At 71.4% G+C, this 16,541-nt stretch carries 11 protein-coding genes; 5 read left to right on the top strand and 6 right to left on the bottom strand.

Going from position 1 to position 16,541, the window contains the following annotated elements:
* Positions 1-46 precede the first annotated feature (46 nt).
* The 5 genes from VIS07_01450 to VIS07_01430 form a co-directional block, all read right to left on the bottom strand.
* Positions 47-574: a biotin/lipoyl-containing protein gene (locus tag VIS07_01450; protein ID HEY8514160.1), complete on the bottom strand. Its 528-nt coding sequence runs from the start codon at positions 572-574 to the stop codon at positions 47-49.
* Positions 567-2,111 carry an acetyl-CoA carboxylase biotin carboxylase subunit gene (gene accC, locus VIS07_01445; GenBank protein HEY8514159.1) on the bottom strand — a complete coding sequence of 515 codons (1,545 nt, stop codon included), beginning with the start codon at positions 2,109-2,111 and terminating at the stop codon, positions 567-569. The genes VIS07_01450 and accC overlap by 8 nt, the downstream gene beginning before the upstream one ends.
* 8 nt (positions 2,112-2,119) lie before the next feature.
* Positions 2,120-3,670: an acyl-CoA carboxylase subunit beta gene (locus VIS07_01440; protein HEY8514158.1), complete on the bottom strand. Its 1,551-nt coding sequence runs from the start codon at positions 3,668-3,670 to the stop codon at positions 2,120-2,122.
* 239 nt (positions 3,671-3,909) lie between these two features.
* Positions 3,910-7,536 carry a hypothetical protein gene (locus VIS07_01435; protein ID HEY8514157.1) on the bottom strand — a complete coding sequence of 1,209 codons (3,627 nt, stop codon included), beginning with the start codon at positions 7,534-7,536 and terminating at the stop codon, positions 3,910-3,912.
* Between the two features lie 43 nt (positions 7,537-7,579).
* The gene (locus tag VIS07_01430; protein ID HEY8514156.1) at positions 7,580-8,755 is read right to left on the bottom strand and encodes an acyl-CoA dehydrogenase family protein; all 1,176 of its coding nucleotides are present in this window, start codon (positions 8,753-8,755) and stop codon (positions 7,580-7,582) included.
* A gap of 94 nt (positions 8,756-8,849) precedes the next feature.
* Between VIS07_01430 and VIS07_01425 the strand changes: the two genes are divergently transcribed.
* From VIS07_01425 to VIS07_01410, 4 genes are all read left to right on the top strand, one after another.
* Positions 8,850-9,623, top strand: coding sequence for an enoyl-CoA hydratase/isomerase family protein (locus VIS07_01425; GenBank protein ID HEY8514155.1), 774 nt, complete (start codon positions 8,850-8,852; stop codon positions 9,621-9,623).
* A 123-nt stretch (positions 9,624-9,746) separates the two neighbouring features.
* Positions 9,747-10,976, top strand: coding sequence for a DNA polymerase IV (gene dinB / locus VIS07_01420; GenBank protein HEY8514154.1), 1,230 nt, complete (start codon positions 9,747-9,749; stop codon positions 10,974-10,976).
* Entirely contained in the window at positions 10,973-12,577 is a 1,605-nt protein-coding gene (locus VIS07_01415; protein ID HEY8514153.1) for a bifunctional glycosyltransferase/class I SAM-dependent methyltransferase, read from the top strand. Before dinB ends, VIS07_01415 begins: the two co-directional genes overlap by 4 nt.
* Before the next feature lie 31 nt (positions 12,578-12,608).
* The gene (locus VIS07_01410; protein HEY8514152.1) at positions 12,609-14,258 is read left to right on the top strand and encodes a glycosyltransferase family 39 protein; all 1,650 of its coding nucleotides are present in this window, start codon (positions 12,609-12,611) and stop codon (positions 14,256-14,258) included.
* Between the two features lie 13 nt (positions 14,259-14,271).
* Here the strand turns inward: VIS07_01410 and VIS07_01405 are convergent, their stop codons facing one another.
* Positions 14,272-15,363 (bottom strand): PA0069 family radical SAM protein, encoded by a 1,092-nt coding sequence (locus VIS07_01405; protein ID HEY8514151.1) that lies wholly within the window; start codon positions 15,361-15,363, stop codon positions 14,272-14,274.
* 145 nt (positions 15,364-15,508) lie between these two features.
* Here VIS07_01405 and VIS07_01400 point away from each other — a divergent pair, with 145 nt between their 5' ends.
* A complete protein-coding gene (locus tag VIS07_01400) occupies positions 15,509-16,420 on the top strand; it encodes a sulfotransferase (GenBank protein HEY8514150.1) in 912 nt (303 codons plus the stop codon).
* Positions 16,421-16,541 lie beyond the last annotated feature (121 nt).

The following is a 16,541-nucleotide window of genomic DNA, read 5'->3' as shown; positions in this document are numbered from 1 at the left end:
AGGCGCAGGCGCGACGGTGTGAAGGAAGATCCGAGCGACGACGACGCTACTCGAGCGTCACCATCAGCTCGCCGGTCTCGACCGCCTGACCGGCCGCGACGTGGATCTCCTTGACGGTGCCCTTGCGCGGCGACTTGACGTCGTTCTCCATCTTCATCGCCTCGAGGACGAGCAGCGGCTGATCGCGCTCGACCTGGTCGCCGACGGAGACGAGGATCGTCACCACCTTGCCCGGCATGACCGCCTTGACCTCGCGGCTGCCGGAGCCGCCCGACGCGCCGCCGGCGCGGTAGCGACGGCGGTCGACGAGCTGGACCTGCAGCTCGCTCAGCCCGTCGTAGACCACGCTGCCGTCCTTGCGGCGCAGCACCGTGATCTCGTGCACGCGGTCGTCGACGATCACCGAGTAGGTGTTCGGGCCGACGCGCTCCGCGGCGAGCTCGATCGTGCGCTCGCCGACGTTCACCTTAACGCGTCCGTCGTCGGTGGTGGTGAGCTCGACCGACAGCGGCTGCTCGAGGTCCGGCAGCTCGGCGACGTACGACGAGGGCGGCAGCTTGAATTGCTCAGCCATGCGTCGCCTCCCGCCGCGCCACCGTCACCCAGCGATCGGCCGCGCCCCGGCCGCTCGCGGAGCCACCGCCGACGCCTGCCGCCGTCGCGCCGACCGCTGCCTCGGTCTCGGCGAGCGCCGCCGCGGCGAGCAGCAGCGCGCGCTGCTCCTCGTCGAGCTGGGCGCGCGCCTCCTCGGGCTTCCACTCGCGATCGATGAAGCCGGTGTCGAAGTCGCCGGCGAGGAACGCCGGGTGCTCGAGCACCCAGCGATGGAAGGCGAGGTTCGTCGTCAGGCCGCGCACCTGGTACTCGGCGAGCGCGCGCTTCATGCGGGCGATCGCGGTCGCGCGGTCCGGACCCCAGGCGATGAGCTTCGAGATCATCGGGTCGTAGAAGCGCGACACCGTGGCGCCCTCGTAGACGCCACCGTCGTCGCGGATGCCGGGGCCGTTCGGCACGCGCAGCAGCTCGATCTTGCCCGGCGAAGGCAGGAAGTTGTTGAACGGATCCTCGGCGTAGACGCGGCACTCGATGGCGTGCCCGTGCTGCCGGATGTCGTCCTGCTTCCACGGCAGCGGGAAGCCGGCCGCGATCTCGATCTGCGCACGCACGAGGTCGATGCGCGTCACCTCCTCGGTGATCGGGTGCTCGACCTGGATGCGCGTGTTCATCTCGAGGAAGTAGAAGTTCTGCTTCGGGTCGACGAGGAACTCGACCGTTCCCGCGCCGACGTAGCCGACCGCCTCCGCCGCGCGCACCGCGATCGCGCCCATCTTCTGGCGCACGTCGTCGCGCAGCACGGGGGAGGGCGACTCCTCGACCACCTTCTGGTTGCGCCGCTGCAGGGTGCACTCGCGCTCGAAGACGTGCACGGTGTTGCCGTGCATGTCCGCCATCACCTGCACCTCGATGTGACGCGGACGCTCGACGAACTTCTCGACGTAGAGCCGGTCGTCGCCGAACGCCGAGCGCGCCTCGCTGCGCACGCTGCGCACCGCCGCGAGCAGATCCTCCTCGCGGTGCACGAGGCGCATGCCCTTGCCGCCGCCGCCGGCCGACGCCTTGAGCATCACCGGCAGGCCGATCTCCTTCGCGACGCGCACGACCTCGGCGTCGTCCGCGATCACGTCCGGCGAGCCGGGGACGCACGGCACCTTCGCGCGCTCCATCGCCTGACGCGCGGCGACTTTGTCGCCCATCGCGGCGATCGCGGACGCGGGCGGACCGATGAAGACGATGCCAGCCTCCTCGAGCATCGCCGAGAACTCGGTGTTCTCGGCGAGGAAGCCGTAGCCGGGGTGCACCGCCTCGGCGCCGGTCTTCTTCGCGGCCTCGAGGATCTTCTCCTTGACGAGGTAGCTCTCGAGCGCCGGCGCGCCGCCGATGTGCACGGCGTAGTCGGCGAGCCGCACGTGCAGCGCGGTGCGGTCGGCGTCGGAGTACACCGCGACCGTCTCGATGCCGAGGTCGCGACAGGCGCGGATCACGCGGACCGCGATCTCGCCGCGGTTCGCGATCAGCACGCGCTTGAACATCCGGGGCTCGCGCTGTCGCATGGCGGCGCTCACAGCGGGATGTTCCCGTGCTTCTTCGGCGGGTTCTTGTCGCGCTTGGTGCGCAGCACCTTGAGGCTGCGAATCAGCACCGGGCGCGTGTCCTCGGGCTTGATGACCTCGTCGATGTAGCCGAGCTCCGCCGCCTTGTACGGGTTGGCGAACTTGTCGCGATAGTCGGCGACCAGGCGCGCCTTCTCGGCGACCGGATCCTTCGCCTTCGCGAGCTCGTTGCGGAAGATGATGTTGACCGCGCCTTCCGGGCCCATCACCGCGATCTCCGCGGTCGGGTAGGCGAAGTTGAAGTCACCGCGGATGTGCTTCGACGACATGACGACGTACGCGCCGCCGTAGCCCTTGCGGGTGATGATGGTGATCTTCGGCACCGTCGCCTCGCAGAAGGCGTAGAGCAGCTTCGCGCCGTGGCGGATGATGCCGCGGTACTCCTGGTCGGTGCCCGGGAGGAAGCCCGGCACGTCGACGAACGTGATGATCGGGATGTTGAAGCAGTCGCAGAAGCGGACGAAGCGCGCCGCCTTCACCGACGACGCGATGTCGAGCACGCCCGCGAGCACGTCCGGCTGGTTGGCGACGATGCCGACCGGCATGCCGCCGAGGCGCGCGAAGCCGACGATGATGTTGCGCGCGAAGTCGCGGTGCACCTCGAAGAAGTAGCCGTCGTCGACCACGCCCTCGATCAGCCGGTGCATGTCGTACGGCTTGTTCGGGCTGTCGGGGATGAGATCGGCGAGCCAGGCCTCGCGCCGGTCGGCCGGATCCGCGGTCGGCTTGATCGGCGGATCGTCGAGGTTGTTCGACGGCAGGAACGACAGCAGCTCGCGCATCATCGCGAGGCACTCGCGGTCGTTCGCCGCGGCGAAGTGCGCGACACCCGAGCGCTCGTTGTGCACCGCCGCGCCGCCGAGCTCCTCGAGCGTGACCTCCTCGTGCGTGGTCGCCTTGATGACGTCCGGTCCAGTGATCGCCATGTAGCTGGTGTTCTGGACCATGAAGATGAAGTCCGTCATCACCGGCGAGTACACCGCACCGCCCGCGCACGGGCCCATGATCGCCGAGATCTGCGGGATCACGCCCGACGACATGACGTTGCGCAGGAAGATGTCGGCGTAGCCCGCGAGGCTGACGACGCCCTCCTGGATGCGCGCCCCGGCACCGTCGTTGATGCCGATCATCGGGCAGCCGTTCTTCATCGCCAGGTCCATCACCTTGCAGATCTTCTCGGCGTACGCGCCGGAGAGGCTGCCGCCGAAGACGGTGAAGTCCTGCGAGAAGACGAACACGGTGCGGCCGTCGATCGTGCCGTAGCCCGTGACCACGCCGTCGCCCAGGATGCGCTGCTTGTCGGCCCCGAAGTCGTTGCAGCGGTGGACCTTGAAGCGGTCCATCTCGACGAAGCTGCCCGGGTCGAGGAGCTGCTCGCAGCGCTCGCGCGCGGTGAGGCGACCTCCCTCGTGCTGCTTGGCGATCCGCTTCTCACCGCCGCCCAGCAGGGCTTCACGGTTGCGCCGTTCGAGTTCTGCGAGCTGCTCTTGTTTGGTCATCGGAAAAGCGTGTTCGCCCGCATCGCGCGGCGAGTTAGGCGAGCCGTGACGGAAGCTTGCGGCTCCGCACGGGCGCAAATTCCAGTCGAGCCGGAGACTCTTATTGCGCGCCGAGACGACCCGCAAGTCTGTGGATCGCCGCGCGGGCATGAAGCGCGCGACGGCGCTCGCCGTCCGCAGCGAGGCGCCCGCGCCTGCGCGCGGACGCCTCGCCGTCGAGGACTCTGCTTACAGTCGGCTCACGGCACCGGCGGGCACTCCGCCGGCGGCGCCGAGTTCGGCGTGCCGACGAACTTCGCGGTGGTGTCGTACTTCGCGGCCGGCGACCTGGACGGAGCGACCGCGCAGAACTCGACGCCGGTGCCCAGGCGCAGGCGCACCGCCAGCGAGCCCTGCGGCGCATTCGCCAGCGAGTACAGCCCGTCGCCCTTGCCGGTGATCGCGAGCCGTCCGTTGGCGAGCACGACCGAGGTGATCGGACCGCTCGCGCGCTTCGGATCGCGGTAGCGGAACGTCGGACGCGCGAACGTGCCGCCCGCGAGCCACTTGCTCGCCGGGAGCTGCAGGACGACCTTCTGGCCGCCGTTCGGGTTGTAGACGGTCAGCGTCGCGCCGCCGCCGGTCGAGCCGAGCAGCGTCGGATCGCCCTTGCTGAAGAACGACGGCACCGTGACGCCGCTCGGCGAGCCCTTGTGCGGCGCCGAGCGCAGGCGGAAGTTGCGCGCGTTGAGGGTGATCGGCGGCTTCGGGTCGTCGCCCAGCACGAGCGCGCTCGCGCGGATCGGCGCCACCGGGACGGAGGGCGTGCCGCCAGGCGTCGGCGTCGGCGTCGGACCGCCCGGCGTCGGCGTCGGGCCGCCGGGCGTCGGCGTCGGACCGCCGGTGGGCGTCGGGCCGGGCGTCGAGGTGGCGGTCGGCGTCGGCGTCGCGGTCACGGTCGGCGTCGGCGTCGCGGTCGCCGTCGACGTCGGGGTCGGGGTTGGCGTCGGACTCGGCGTGGGCGTCGGCGTCGGCGAGCCGTCCGGGATGCTGCCGGGGTCGGCCGGGTTGCTGCCGGCGTCGAGCTCGTCGCCGTCGAAGTAGCCGTCCTCGTCGCGGTCGATGCCGATGCGCAGACCCGAGCCCGGCGGGACGCAGGTGTAGGTCAGCTCCTGACCCGGCGTCGCGGCCATCGAGCGCAGCGTCGCATCAGAAATCAGCGGCTCCGCCGCCTTGTCGCTGCGGAATTGACCGTTGCTCGTCCGCACCCAGCCGCGCGGCTGGCCGCCGACGTTGCCCTTCACGACGACGTCGCACTCGGTGACCGCGCCGCCCAGGATCTTCGAGGTGAAGGGGGCCGCGGCGCGCTGCAGCAGCAGGTCGATGCGCGGGCCGACGACGGCGGCGTTGGTCGACGTCAGCGTGATCTGCTGGCCGACGATCGGCGCCAGGTCGGTGTCGAACGCGAGCATGAACTGCTCCATCTGCCGACGCCTGACGTTGCCGTTGTCCGGTCCGTCGAAGCCGACGCCGTTCTGGTTATTGAACACCGTCGCCTGGAAGAAGCGAAAGATGGTGTCGATCGAGCCGTCGTGCAGGAAGCCGAAGCCGCGGATCTGGTCACCCTTGTGACCGTTGTCGCCACCGTTCAGGAAGTCGACCCGCATCATCCCGAACATGCCGACCTTCGTGTACAGGTTCCGCAGGTGCGCGACCTTGATGATCTGCATCTCGTTCTCGAAGCTCGCGTCACCGTTGGTGCCGAAGAAGCCCTGCGCCGGGTCGAGCGTGTGGCAGCCGTTGCAGTTGAAGCCGAAGCCGTCGATGTTGAGGCCGTCGGAGCGCCGGTTGCCGAAGTAGAAGTTGCGCCCCGCCTGCTGATCTGCCGTCAGCGAGTTGTTGAGCGCGCGGATCGGGTTCGGCGGTAGCGTGATCGACAGCGCGAAGTCGGTGAACTCGTGCATGTCGGCTTCCGGGATCAGCTCCTCGCGTCCGAGCAGCCCCTCGAAGGCGACGATGAAGTTGTCGAACGACAGCGCCTCGTCGGTGCCAATGCCGAAGAAGCCGTTCGCGCGGTCGCCGCGCCAGTGCATCGGTCCGCTGTTGGCGAGCCCGCGCAGCGTCTGCGTCGTCATGGGGCCCTTCATCGGGTGGAACTCGTCGATGTCGGCGTCGCCGTTGAGCGCGTCCCCGACGGTCAGCTGACCGAGGAGCGCGAGCTTGATCTCCATCGGGTTCGACGTCACCGGGTCGTCCGGGTTGCCGAGGTCCCAGGCGAGGTGGTCGAGGTCGCCGAAGACGTGGCAGCTCGAGCACGAGGCCTCGCCGTTGCTCGAGCTGAAGGCCGCGTCGTAGAGCAGCGGACGGCCCGAGACGATCGCCGGCGGCTCGGGGTTGAAGACCGGCACGTGCGCGATCTCCTCGTTCGAAGTCGTGTCGACCACCGAGATCGAGTTGTCGAAGCGCGTGAAGACGTAGAGCCGCTGGCGCGCCTCGTCGAGCACGAGCCCCGACGGTCCGCCGCCGGTGACCACGATGTGGCTCGCCGGGTCGGGGACGAAGGTGTTGGCGTCGAGCTCGGCGGTCGAGAACACGCCGACCTTGCTCGAGCCGAAGGCCGCGACGTAGAGCGTCTCGCCGTCGGAGCTCACCGCCATTCCGAGCGGCGTGGCGAGGCTCTTCTCGATCGTGCCCGGCGGGCTCGGCACGACGTCGTAGTCGATGTGCTTGTTGAGGTGGCGCGGCAGCACGTTGGTGCCGTCGATCACCGTGATGCGCGCCTCGTGCAGGTGTCCGCGGACGGTCGTCGAGTTGTTGCCCGGACCCTCGAAGCGCACCTCGTTCCGCGCCTCGGTGTTGCTGACGTAGATCTTGTCCGGGTCGGTCGGGCTCACGACCATGTTGAACAGGATCGTGCCGACGCTCGACCAGCTCTGGACCTCCTCAGGGATCGGCGCGTTGGCGTCGATCGCGAACACGTCGAGGTCGGGCAGGTTGAAGCGCACCGCGTTGTTCCAGTTGCGGCCGAGCTCGTCCTGCCACTGGCCGACGTCCGGGTTGTACTTGACGATGAGCCCGGTCTCGGGACCGCGGCTGCCCTGGAAGTTGAAGTTCGGGGCGGGGAGGCCACCGGGGACCTGCGTGCCGTGGATCGTGCACGGGCCCGCCGACGCGCCGCCGTCGCACACGCCGCCCTCGGAGATCACCGTCGTGCGGTTGCCCGAGAAGTACACCGCCGCGTAGACGCGGCTGCCGTCGGGGCTCGCGGCGAGCGCGCGCGGCGTGTCGCCGAACAGCGTGACGACGTTGAGCGGCGTGCCGCCGAGCGACGAGCCGAGGTTCAGCGCGTCGAACACCCAGACGTCCGCGCGGCCCTGACCCGGCGTGATCAGGTCGACCGCGTGGTTGATGCTGGTGTTCTGTCCGCGGTGCGCGGTGGTGATGAACGCGCGGTTGCCGCCAGGACCCGCGAACACGATGTCGCGCGGCTCGTCACCGACGAGCAGCGTGCGCACGACGCGCGGCGGATTCGAGCCGACGTCGACGATGCTCACCGAGTCCGACAGGTGATTGACGACCCAGACCTCGGAGTCGTTGCGCGCCGCGACGGCGACCGGCTCGAGCCCGACCGGCACGGACGCCGTGTGGGTCAGCGCGCCACCCGCGCCGATCGAGAAGATCTCGAGGCGATTGTCCGGCGTGTTGACCGCGAACAGACGCGAGCCGTCGGGCGACATCGCGAGCGGACGCACCTGTCCGGACTCGAAGTTGATGAAGGACGGCTGCGCGTGCGCCGCGCGCGTCGCGCCGAGCGCGCAGAGCGCCGCAGCGAGCACGGCGGCGAACACGGCAAGAGTGCGGGTTCGGGTGCGGTGGCTGGTGGTCATGTCGGTCCTCGGTGGTGGTGGTGTGAGGTCGGTCGTCCGGGCGCTAGCGCGGCAGGCCCAGAAGCTGGTGTGCGATGACGGTGCGCTGGATCTCCGACGTGCCGCCCATGATCGTGTCGGCGCGGGAGAAGAGGTAGAAGCGCAGCCAGCGGCCTTCCCACTCGGCGCGCTCGTCGTCCATGCCGAGCAGGGCGCTCGGTCCGAGCAGATCCATCGCGAGCTCGCGGACGCGCTGCGAGAGCTCGCTGCCGAAGAGCTTCTCGAGCGAGGTCTTGGGGCCGATCGGCTCGCCGCGCGACTCGGCCGTCAAGCTGCGACAGCCGAGCAGGCGCATGATCTCGAGATCGATGTGCGCGCGCGCGATGCGCTGGCGCACGACCGGGTCGCTCGCGAGGCCGCGACGGCGCGCGAGCGCCAGGAGCTGGTTCAGGTCCTCGGTCATGTAGCCGTGGAACATGAACGCCCACATCGGCCCGCGCTCGTGCGCGAGGATGCCCATCGCGATCTTCCAGCCGTCGCCGGGCTGGCCGACGATGTTCTCGCGCGGCACGCGCACGCCGTCGAAGAAGACCTCGTTGAACTCCGCCTCGCCGGTGATCTGGCGCAGCGGACGCACCTCGATGCCCGGCTGCTTCATGTCGACGAGCAGCGCGGAGATGCCGGCGTGCTTCTTCACGTCGGGGTCGGTGCGCGCGAGCAGGAAGCACCAGTCGGCGACCTCGGCGACGCTCGTCCACACCTTCTGCCCGGTGACGACCCAGTGGTCGCCGTCGAGCACCGCGCGCGTGCGCAGGCCGCCCAGGTCGGAGCCCGCGCCGGGCTCGGAGAAACCCTGGCACCAGAGCTCCTCGCCCGTGCGGATCTTTTCGAGGAAGCGCTTCTTCTGCGCCTCGCTGCCGTGCGCGATCAGCGCCGGCCCGACGAGGTCGATGCCGACGTGGCCGAGGATGCGCGGCGCGCGCGCCCGGATGAGCTCGGTCTGCAGGATGATGCGCTCGCCGAGCGTCGCGTCGCGGCCGCCCCACTCGACGGGCCAGTCGAGCGCGACGTAGCGGCCCTCGGCGAGCCGCGCCTGCCAGCGTCGCGCGAGCGCGCGGCGCTCGTCGGTCCACGGCTCCTTCGGGTGGACGCTGCGCCACTCGGCGGGCAGGTTCTCGTCGAGCCAGGCGCGGAGCTCGTCCCGGAAGCGCCGCTCGTTGTCCGACAGGTCGAAGTCCATCTGGGTGTCGCGTGAGCCGCGCCGTCGTACTGCGTCCGCGCTGGGCAGCGCAAGCGCGTTGACCGTCGGGCGAGGGCTCTGATAGCGCCGCGCCATGGCGGAGAAAGTCGATCTCGACTCGCGGCACCTGATCGCCGAGAAGGACCGCGGCGTCCTCACGGTGCGCATCGACCGCCCCGAGCGGCGCAACGCCCTGACCATCGAGATGTACCACGGCATCAAGAAGGCGTGCGTCATCGCGGAGCGCGATCCCGAGATCGACCTCCTCGTGGTCACCGGCACCGGCGACTACTTCTGCGTCGGCGGCGAGATGGGCGGCCAGCACGAGGGCGACGGACGGCTCGACCGCTTCACCGACGGACCCGACCTCACGCCGTTCGTCCAGATCGAGCGCTGCCCGAAGCTCGTCCTGATGCGCATCAACGGCATGTGCCAGGGCGGCGGTCTGGTGATGACGCTCATGAGCGATCTGTCGATCGTCTCCGACCGCGCGCGCTTTCGCGTCCCCGAGCTGCTGCGCGGCGTCGCCGACTGCTACCTCGGCGCGCGGCTCGCGCCGCGCATCGGCGTCGCGCGCGCCAAGTACCTGCTGTTCACCGCGCAGTACTTCGGCGCGCAGGAGGCGTACGACATGGGCCTCGTGTCGCGCGTCGTGCCGCACGACCGGCTCGACGACGCGGTCGCCGAGACCATCGAGCAGGTGCGGCTGACCGGCCCCGCCGCGCGCCGGGCGCTGAAGCGCGACATCAACCGCAACCTGCCGCCGCTCGACCTCGGCATGTTCCAGGACTCGCTGGTCGGCGCGGAGTGCCGCGAGGGCTTCGCGGCGTTCGTCGAGAAGCGTCCGCCGCGCTGGCCGCGGATCTGAGCCGGAGCCGGGCGGGCAACGGAAGCGCGCTGCGGACGCCTCGCGCCCGGTCGCGCGAGGGCGCTTCGCGAGCGGCTGGCGAGGGCGCGGCCGTCGCCGTACAACGCGGAGCGTGACGCGCGCGTGATCCTGCACGCCGACATGGACGCCTTCTACGCTGCGATCGAGCAGCGCGACCGGCCCGAGCTGCGCGGGCTGCCGCTCGTGGTCGGCGGACGGCCGCCGCGCGGCGTGGTCGCGGCCGCGTCCTACGAGGCGCGCCGCTTCGGCATCCACTCGGCGATGCCGTCGGTCGAGGCGCTGCGCCGCTGCAAGGACCTCGTCTTCCTGCCCGGCGACATGGCGAAGTACGCGCGCGAGTCGAAGCGGATCTTCGAGATCTTCGCGCGCTACTCGCCGGACATCGAGCCGCTGTCGCTCGACGAGGCGTTCATCGACGTCACGACCTGCCTGCGCGCGCTGCGCGCCGAGCCGCTCGAGATCGGCCGGCGGCTCAAGGCCGAGGTCTTCGCCGAGACCGGACTGCGCGTCTCGGTCGGCATCGGGCCCGTCAAGATGGTCGCCAAGATCGCGAGCGACCTCTCGAAGCCCGACGGCCTGCTCGAGGTCCGGCCGGAGGGGGTGCGGGCGTTCCTCGCGCCGCTGCCGATCTCGCGTCTTTGGGGCGTAGGGCCGGTCACCGAGAAGGCGCTCGCCGAGATCGGCCTGCGCACGATCGGCGACCTCGCGGACCTCGACGTGACGCAGCTCGCCGAGCGCGCCGCGCGCAGCCGGCGCTGCTCGCCGGCGCAGCTCGAGCGCCTCTGGCGGCTCGCGCGCGGCGAGGATGCGCGCTCCGTCGAGCCCGACCGCGAGGCCCGCTCGTACGGCGAGGAGAACACGTTCCAGCACGACGTCGCGGACCTGCGCGTCCTCGGCGACGCCATCGGGCAGCACGCCGAAGCGGTCGCGCGTAGGCTTCGGCGGGACGGCGTCGTCGGTAACGTCGTGCGCCTCAAGGTGAAGTCGACGGAGAAGCTGGGCCAGCCCGGCAAGTACCGGCTCTACACGCGCCAGACGACGCTCGCCGCGCCGACCGACGACGGCGCGGTGATCGCGCGCACGGCGCGCGAGCTGCTCGCGCGCGGCGACCTGCCGCTGCCCGTCCGCCTGGTGGGCGTCGCGGTCGCGGGAATCGAGCTTGCGGCGACCTCGCGTGCTACACAGATCTCGATGTTTGGCGCGACGCGCGCGCGCGAGCTCAACCGGGCTCTCGACGCGATCACGGAACGGTTCGGCGTCGGCGCCGTGCGCCGTGGGGTCGGGGACGCGAGCAAGGCCTCGCCGACCCTCGGCGTGAAGCGGGGCGAATGAGCGCCCTGTCGCTCGTCGTCCCGGCCTACGACGAGGCCGCCCGCCTGCCGGCGACCCTCGCGACGCTCCAGCGCACGCTGCCGAGCATCGCGTCGCCGGCGGAGGTGATCGTCGTCGACGACGGCAGCCGCGACGACACCGCGGCGATCGCCGAGCGGGCGTCCGGCGACGAGCTGCCGGTGCGCGTCGTGCGGCTCGGCCGCAACCGCGGCAAGGGCGTCGCGGTCGCGGCGGGTGTGGCGGCCGCGCGCCATCCGCTGATCGCGTTCACCGACGCCGACTCGCCGTACGACCTCGACTCGCTGCGTCCGATGCTCGCGGCGCTCGAGTCCGGACGCTGCGACGTCGCGATCGGCTCGCGGGACCTGCCGACCTCGGAGGTGAACCGCGGCTACGGCACGCTGCGCTGGATCTCGGGGCAGTCGTTCTCGTTCCTCACCTGGCTCGCGATCCGCCTGCCGTTCCGCGACTCGCAGTGCGGCCTGAAGGCGTTCCGCGCCGACGTCGCGCGCAAGCTGTTCGCGATGCGCACGATCGACGGCTTCGGCTTCGACTTCGAGCTGCTCGCGGCGGCGCTCGCGAACGGGCTCACCGTCGAGCGCTTCCCGGTGCGTCTCACGCACAACGACGACTCGCGGATCGACCTCGTGCGCGACAGCTCGCGCATGTTCCGCGATCTGCTGCGCGTGCGGCGCAACCTGAGGCGCGACGCGTACCGCTTCCCGACGCTCGAGTCCGAGCCGACGTCGTGTCCGCTGTGCCACGCCGACGAGTTCGTGCCGCGCGTCGCGCACGCGGGCTTCCGCATGGTCGAGTGCTCGGCGTGCGGGCTCTGGTACCTGAACCCGATGCCGACGCGCGCCGCGCTCGCGGCGCTCTACGACGACGGCTACTTCGCGAGCGAGAACGCCTGCGACGGCGGCTACGCCGACTACGCGGCGATGGCGGAGGACCACCGCGACACCTTCCGGCGGCGGCTCGCGCTCGTCGAGCGGCACGTCGGCGCGGGACGCCTGCTCGACGTCGGCGCGGGCTACGGCTACCTCGCCGACGCCGCGCAGGGCCGCTTCGCCGAGCGCTGGGTGGTCGAGATCAGCGAGGCGGCGGCGCGTCAAGTATCGTCTGCGCACCGCGTGGTGGTCGGCTCGATCGAGTCCGTCGACCTGCCGCAGCGCTACTTCGACGTCGTGAGCCTGCAGGACTGCCTCGAGCACCTGCCCGAGCCGCACGCGGCGCTCGCCAAGATCCGTCGGCTGCTGCGCCCGGGCGGCGCGCTGTTCGCGGTGACGCCGAACGTGCGGAGCTGGCTCGCGCGTCTGCAGCGCGACGACTGGGTGTCGCTCAAGTTCCCCGAGCACGTGATCCTGTACTCGCGCGAGACGCTGCGTCGCGCGCTCGAGAAGCACGGCTTCCGCATCGAGACGATGACGCCCGCCGGGCAGTACGCGCGGCTCGACTTCCTCGCGTCGCGCGTCGCGCGCGGACACCCGCGGCTCGCGTCCGCGCTCGAGCGTCTCGCGCGCAGCGCCGGCGGCAGCGAGCGGCGCGTGTACGTGCCCTCGGGATCGATCGCCGTGGTCGCGACCGCAGACGGGTCGTAAAGGAGGCGCGAAGACGACGTCCGTAGCGGCGGTGGGCGAGGACGTCACGCGCGACGCGCGAAGCCGCCGCTGCATCGGGATCGTGCGCTGGGCGCTCGTCGCCGGCTTCGCCGGCGCGGCGCTGCACCGCATCTCGCGTCCCGGGCCGCTCTACGACGAGATCCTGTTCGTCAACGCGGCGCTCGGCGGCATCGACGGAAGCTTCGTGCACTCCACGGTGCTCGGCGTGCCCTTCATGCTGATGTCCTACGTCGGGGCGCTGAAGGCGTGGCTGCACGCTCCGGTGTTCGCGCTCTTCGGGGTCTCGATCGAGACGCTGCGCGCGCCGTCGATCCTGATCGTCTGCGCGACGCTGCTCATCCTGTCGCGGCTCGGCGAGCGCCTGTTCGGCTGGCGCGCGGGTCTGCTCTTGACGCTCGTCCTGGTCACCGATCCGCTCTCCTTGACGACGGCGCGGGTCGACTACGGCCCGGTCGTGCTCGCGGGGTTGTTCAAGGCGGCGTCGGTGGCGCTGCTCTTCGCCTGGCTCGAGCGTCCGTCGGCCGGGGGCGTCGCGGCGCTCGTCGCCGTGCTCGCGCTCGGCGTCTTCGACAAGCTCAACTTCGTCTGGTTCGTGCTCGCGCTCGGCGGCGCGGCGCTGCTCGTCGAGCGGCGCCGCTTCGTCGCGGCGCTGCGCGCGTCGAGGCCCGCCGTGTGGCTGCCGATCGCGGTGGGCGCGGGCGCGTTGCTCTACGTCGGCGGCTTCGTCGTCCTGCCGCTGCTTCTCGGGCCGGGACCGGGCGGCGACTTTCCGAGCACGACGCTCGCCGAGCGCGCGCTCGCCCTGCCGACGCTCGTGCGCACGACGCTCGACGGCAGCGCGTGGTGGCGCATCGCGTTTCGCACGCCGGCTCCCGCGCGTCCGGAGTGGGCGACGCTCGAGGTCTCGGGGCTGGTGGTGGTCGCGTCGTGCGCCGTGCTCTCGTCCGGTGTGCGCGGGATCCGAGACGCGGAGGTGCGGCGACTCGCGCGCCTCGCGGCGTTCTTCGCGGTGCTGTGCGCGCTCCTGCTCGTGCAGCTCGCCGCGACGCCGCAGGCGAACGGGCCGCACCACGCCGCGATGCTGCACCCGTGGCCCGCGTTCGCGCTGCTCGCGACCGGCGCGACGCTGGTCGCGGCGATGCCGTCGCGCGCGCGGCGCCGGGTGGGCGCCGGCGCGAGCCTGCTCGTGCTCGTCGTCGTCGCGGGGCAGGTGCGCTTCGACGCCGCTTACCTCGCGCAGCTCCGCGACCGCGGCGCGATCCAGTCCTGGGCGAGCACCGCGATCTACGGCCTGTCGCGCGACCTCGAGCGCCTCGCCCCCGACCTCGTCGTGTCCGCCGACTGGGGGCTGCACAACCAGCTCTTCGCGCTCGCGCCGCCGGCGTCGCGCCGACGCCATCGGAACCTCTACGCGCTGCTCCAGGACGGCGCCGACCTCGAGCAGGCGACCGCCGAGCTCGCCGCGGCGCTGCAGAGCGGGAAGCGCGTCGCGGTCGTCCTGCACCCCGAGGACGAGACCATGATGCGGCGGGCGCGCGAGCGCGTGCTGGCGTTCGCCGCCCGGCGGCCGCCCGGCTCGTTCGCGCGCTGGCCGGTCACGGACGCCTCGGGCCACACGGTGTACGAGGTGCTCTTCCTCGAGCCGTCGGCCGCGCCGTGAGCGGCGCGCGTCGCTAGAGCAGCGCGAGCTGCTCGCCGCGCTGCGCGGGTCTGCGAAAGGCGGCGGTGCTGAGCGGCGGCAGCGGCTTCGCGAGCCCCGCCTTGCGCGCGCTCGCCTCGAACAGCGCCGCGATCTGCCGCGCGTACTCGCCCTCGCCGCGCATGCGCTTGCCGAAGGTCGAGTCCGAGAGACGCCCGGCGCGGGTCTCGCGGATCCGGTGCAGGACCTTCTCGCGCCGCTCGGGGTAGTGCTTCGCGAGCCAGTGCGTGAAGAGCTCGTCGAGCGGCGAGGCGAGGCGCAGCAGCACCCACGACGCGTTCTGCGCGCCGGCCGCGGCGGCGGCCTCGAGGATGCGCGGGATCTCCATGTCGTTCAGCCCCGGGATGATCGGCGCCACCATGACGCCGACCGGCACGCCGGCCGCGGCGAGGCGCTCGATCGCCTCGAGGCGGCGCTCCGGGGTCGCGGCGCGCGGCTCCATGCGGCGCGCGAGCTCCGCGTCGAGCGTCGTCACCGAGATCCGCACGTGCACCGCCTGGTGCTCGGCGAGGCCCGCGAGCAGGTCGACGTCGCGCGCGACCAGCGCCGACTTGGTGATGACGCCGACCGGGTTGCGGAACTCGTGCAGCACCTCGAGGAGCCCGCGCGTCAAGCGCAGACGGCGCTCGATCGGCTGGTAGCAGTCGGTGTTGCCCGAGAGCGCGATCACGTCGGGCTGCCAGCGCGGCGCGGCGAGCGCGCGGCGCAGGAGCTGCGGCGCGTCCAGCTTGATCAGCAGGCGACGCTCGAAGTCGAGCCCGGCGCTCCAGCCGAGGTACTCGTGGCTCGGACGCGCGTAGCAGTAGATGCAGCCGTGCTCGCAGCCGCGGTACGGGTTGACGCTCCAGCGGAAGCCGACGTCCGGGCTCGAGTTCTCGGCGAGGATCGAGCGCGAGGCGTCGCGGTAGTAGCGCGTCGGCTCGGGCGGACGCTCGGCGTCATCCGGATCCGGCTCGAGGTCCGGGTCGGGCTCGAAGCGCAGCTCGTAGAAGCGGTTCGGCGGGCTCTGGTCGGTGCCGCGGCCCGGTAGCTCGGGAGTCGACATCTTCGCCAAATCTTCGCCCATGTGCGGCGTTCGAGGCAAGACCCGCGACGAATCGCGGCGGGGACTGCAGAGCCGCGCGCGGGTGGTCGATGTAGGAGGCGCGATCGGGTAAAGGCTCGCCGCGGCGGGTGATCACCGCCGCGGCCGAGGACAAAGGATGTCGAGCTTGAAGAGACAGGCGCTGCAGGCGACCCAGCGGGGTCTCTCGCGCGTGAAGGGCAAGATCGACCGGCTGCTGACCGGCGACACGGAGCTCCGCCCGCCGTACGTCGGACGCCTCGCCGAGGCGTACGAGCGCGGCTGGCAGGGCTGCCCGGCGGTGTTCGTGCTGTCGACCGGGCGCGTCGGCAGCCAGACGCTCACGGCGCTGCTCGCGCTGTCGCCGGGCGTGGTGTCGGAGCACGAGCCCTTCCCGCGCTTGGTCAAGGCATCGATCGACGCGTACCTCGAGGGCGGCGACCTCGCGTCGAGCGAAAAGTGGCGCGAGGTGGTGTACGCGGCGCGCGACGACCTCGTCTGCGAGGCCAACCGGCGCGGCAAGATCTACGTCGAGACCAACAATCGTCTGACGTACCTCGCCCCCGTGCTCGCGGCCTGCTTCCCGGCGAGCAAGTTCATCCACCTGCACCGCCATCCCTACGAGGTGGTGCGCTCGGCGATGCGCCGCGGCTACTACGAGAGCCACAACTGGGACTTCGCGCGCGTGCGGCCGCGTCCGCACGAGCCGCTCGCCGCCGAGTGGGAGAAGCTGCCGCGGCTCGAGAAGTGCGGCTGGTTCTGGGCGCGCATCAACGAGGAGGCGCGCGCCTTCATGGCGACGCTTCCGCCCGAGCGCGCGCTCGATCTGCGCGCCGACCTGCTGTTCGCGGGCGACGAGGCGACGCTGCGCCGCATCTTCGCGTTCGTCGGCGTCGACTTTCCGGCGAGCGAGCTCGTCGAGGAGGTCCTCGGGCGCAAGCTCAACGCCGCGCAGCGTGGCAGCTTCCCGATGCCGTCGGAGTGGAGCGAGGAGGACCGCCGCGCGGTGCGGCGCCAGGTCGAGAAGGTCGCGCGCGAGCTCGGCTACGACCTCGAATGACCCGCGGATGACCCGCCGCCGCGAGGCCAAGGCATCCGCATGGGCGTCGCGCACGCGGCGCGATGCGCGACCCGACTTGCCTTCGACGCGCGCGCGACCGATCATGTGAGGCCCCGATGCC

The organism is Candidatus Binatia bacterium (genome assembly GCA_036563615.1).
Classification (GTDB): domain Bacteria; phylum Desulfobacterota; class Binatia; order UBA12015; family UBA12015; genus DATCMB01.
The sequence above is the reverse complement of the archived record's forward strand: the minus strand, read 5'-3'. Positions and strand labels throughout refer to the sequence as shown.

Coding starts and splice junctions, on each gene's coding strand:
- VIS07_01415 (HEY8514153.1), top strand. CDS start 10,973: ATGAGCGCCCTGTCGCTCGTCGTCCCGGCCTACGACGAGGCCGCCCGC.
- VIS07_01405 (HEY8514151.1), bottom strand. CDS start 15,363: ATGGGCGAAGATTTGGCGAAGATGTCGACTCCCGAGCTACCGGGCCGC.
- VIS07_01430 (HEY8514156.1), bottom strand. CDS start 8,755: ATGGACTTCGACCTGTCGGACAACGAGCGGCGCTTCCGGGACGAGCTC.
- VIS07_01450 (HEY8514160.1), bottom strand. CDS start 574: ATGGCTGAGCAATTCAAGCTGCCGCCCTCGTCGTACGTCGCCGAGCTG.
- VIS07_01440 (HEY8514158.1), bottom strand. CDS start 3,670: ATGACCAAACAAGAGCAGCTCGCAGAACTCGAACGGCGCAACCGTGAA.
- VIS07_01425 (HEY8514155.1), top strand. CDS start 8,850: ATGGCGGAGAAAGTCGATCTCGACTCGCGGCACCTGATCGCCGAGAAG.
- VIS07_01435 (HEY8514157.1), bottom strand. CDS start 7,536: ATGACCACCAGCCACCGCACCCGAACCCGCACTCTTGCCGTGTTCGCC.
- accC (HEY8514159.1), bottom strand. CDS start 2,111: ATGCGACAGCGCGAGCCCCGGATGTTCAAGCGCGTGCTGATCGCGAAC.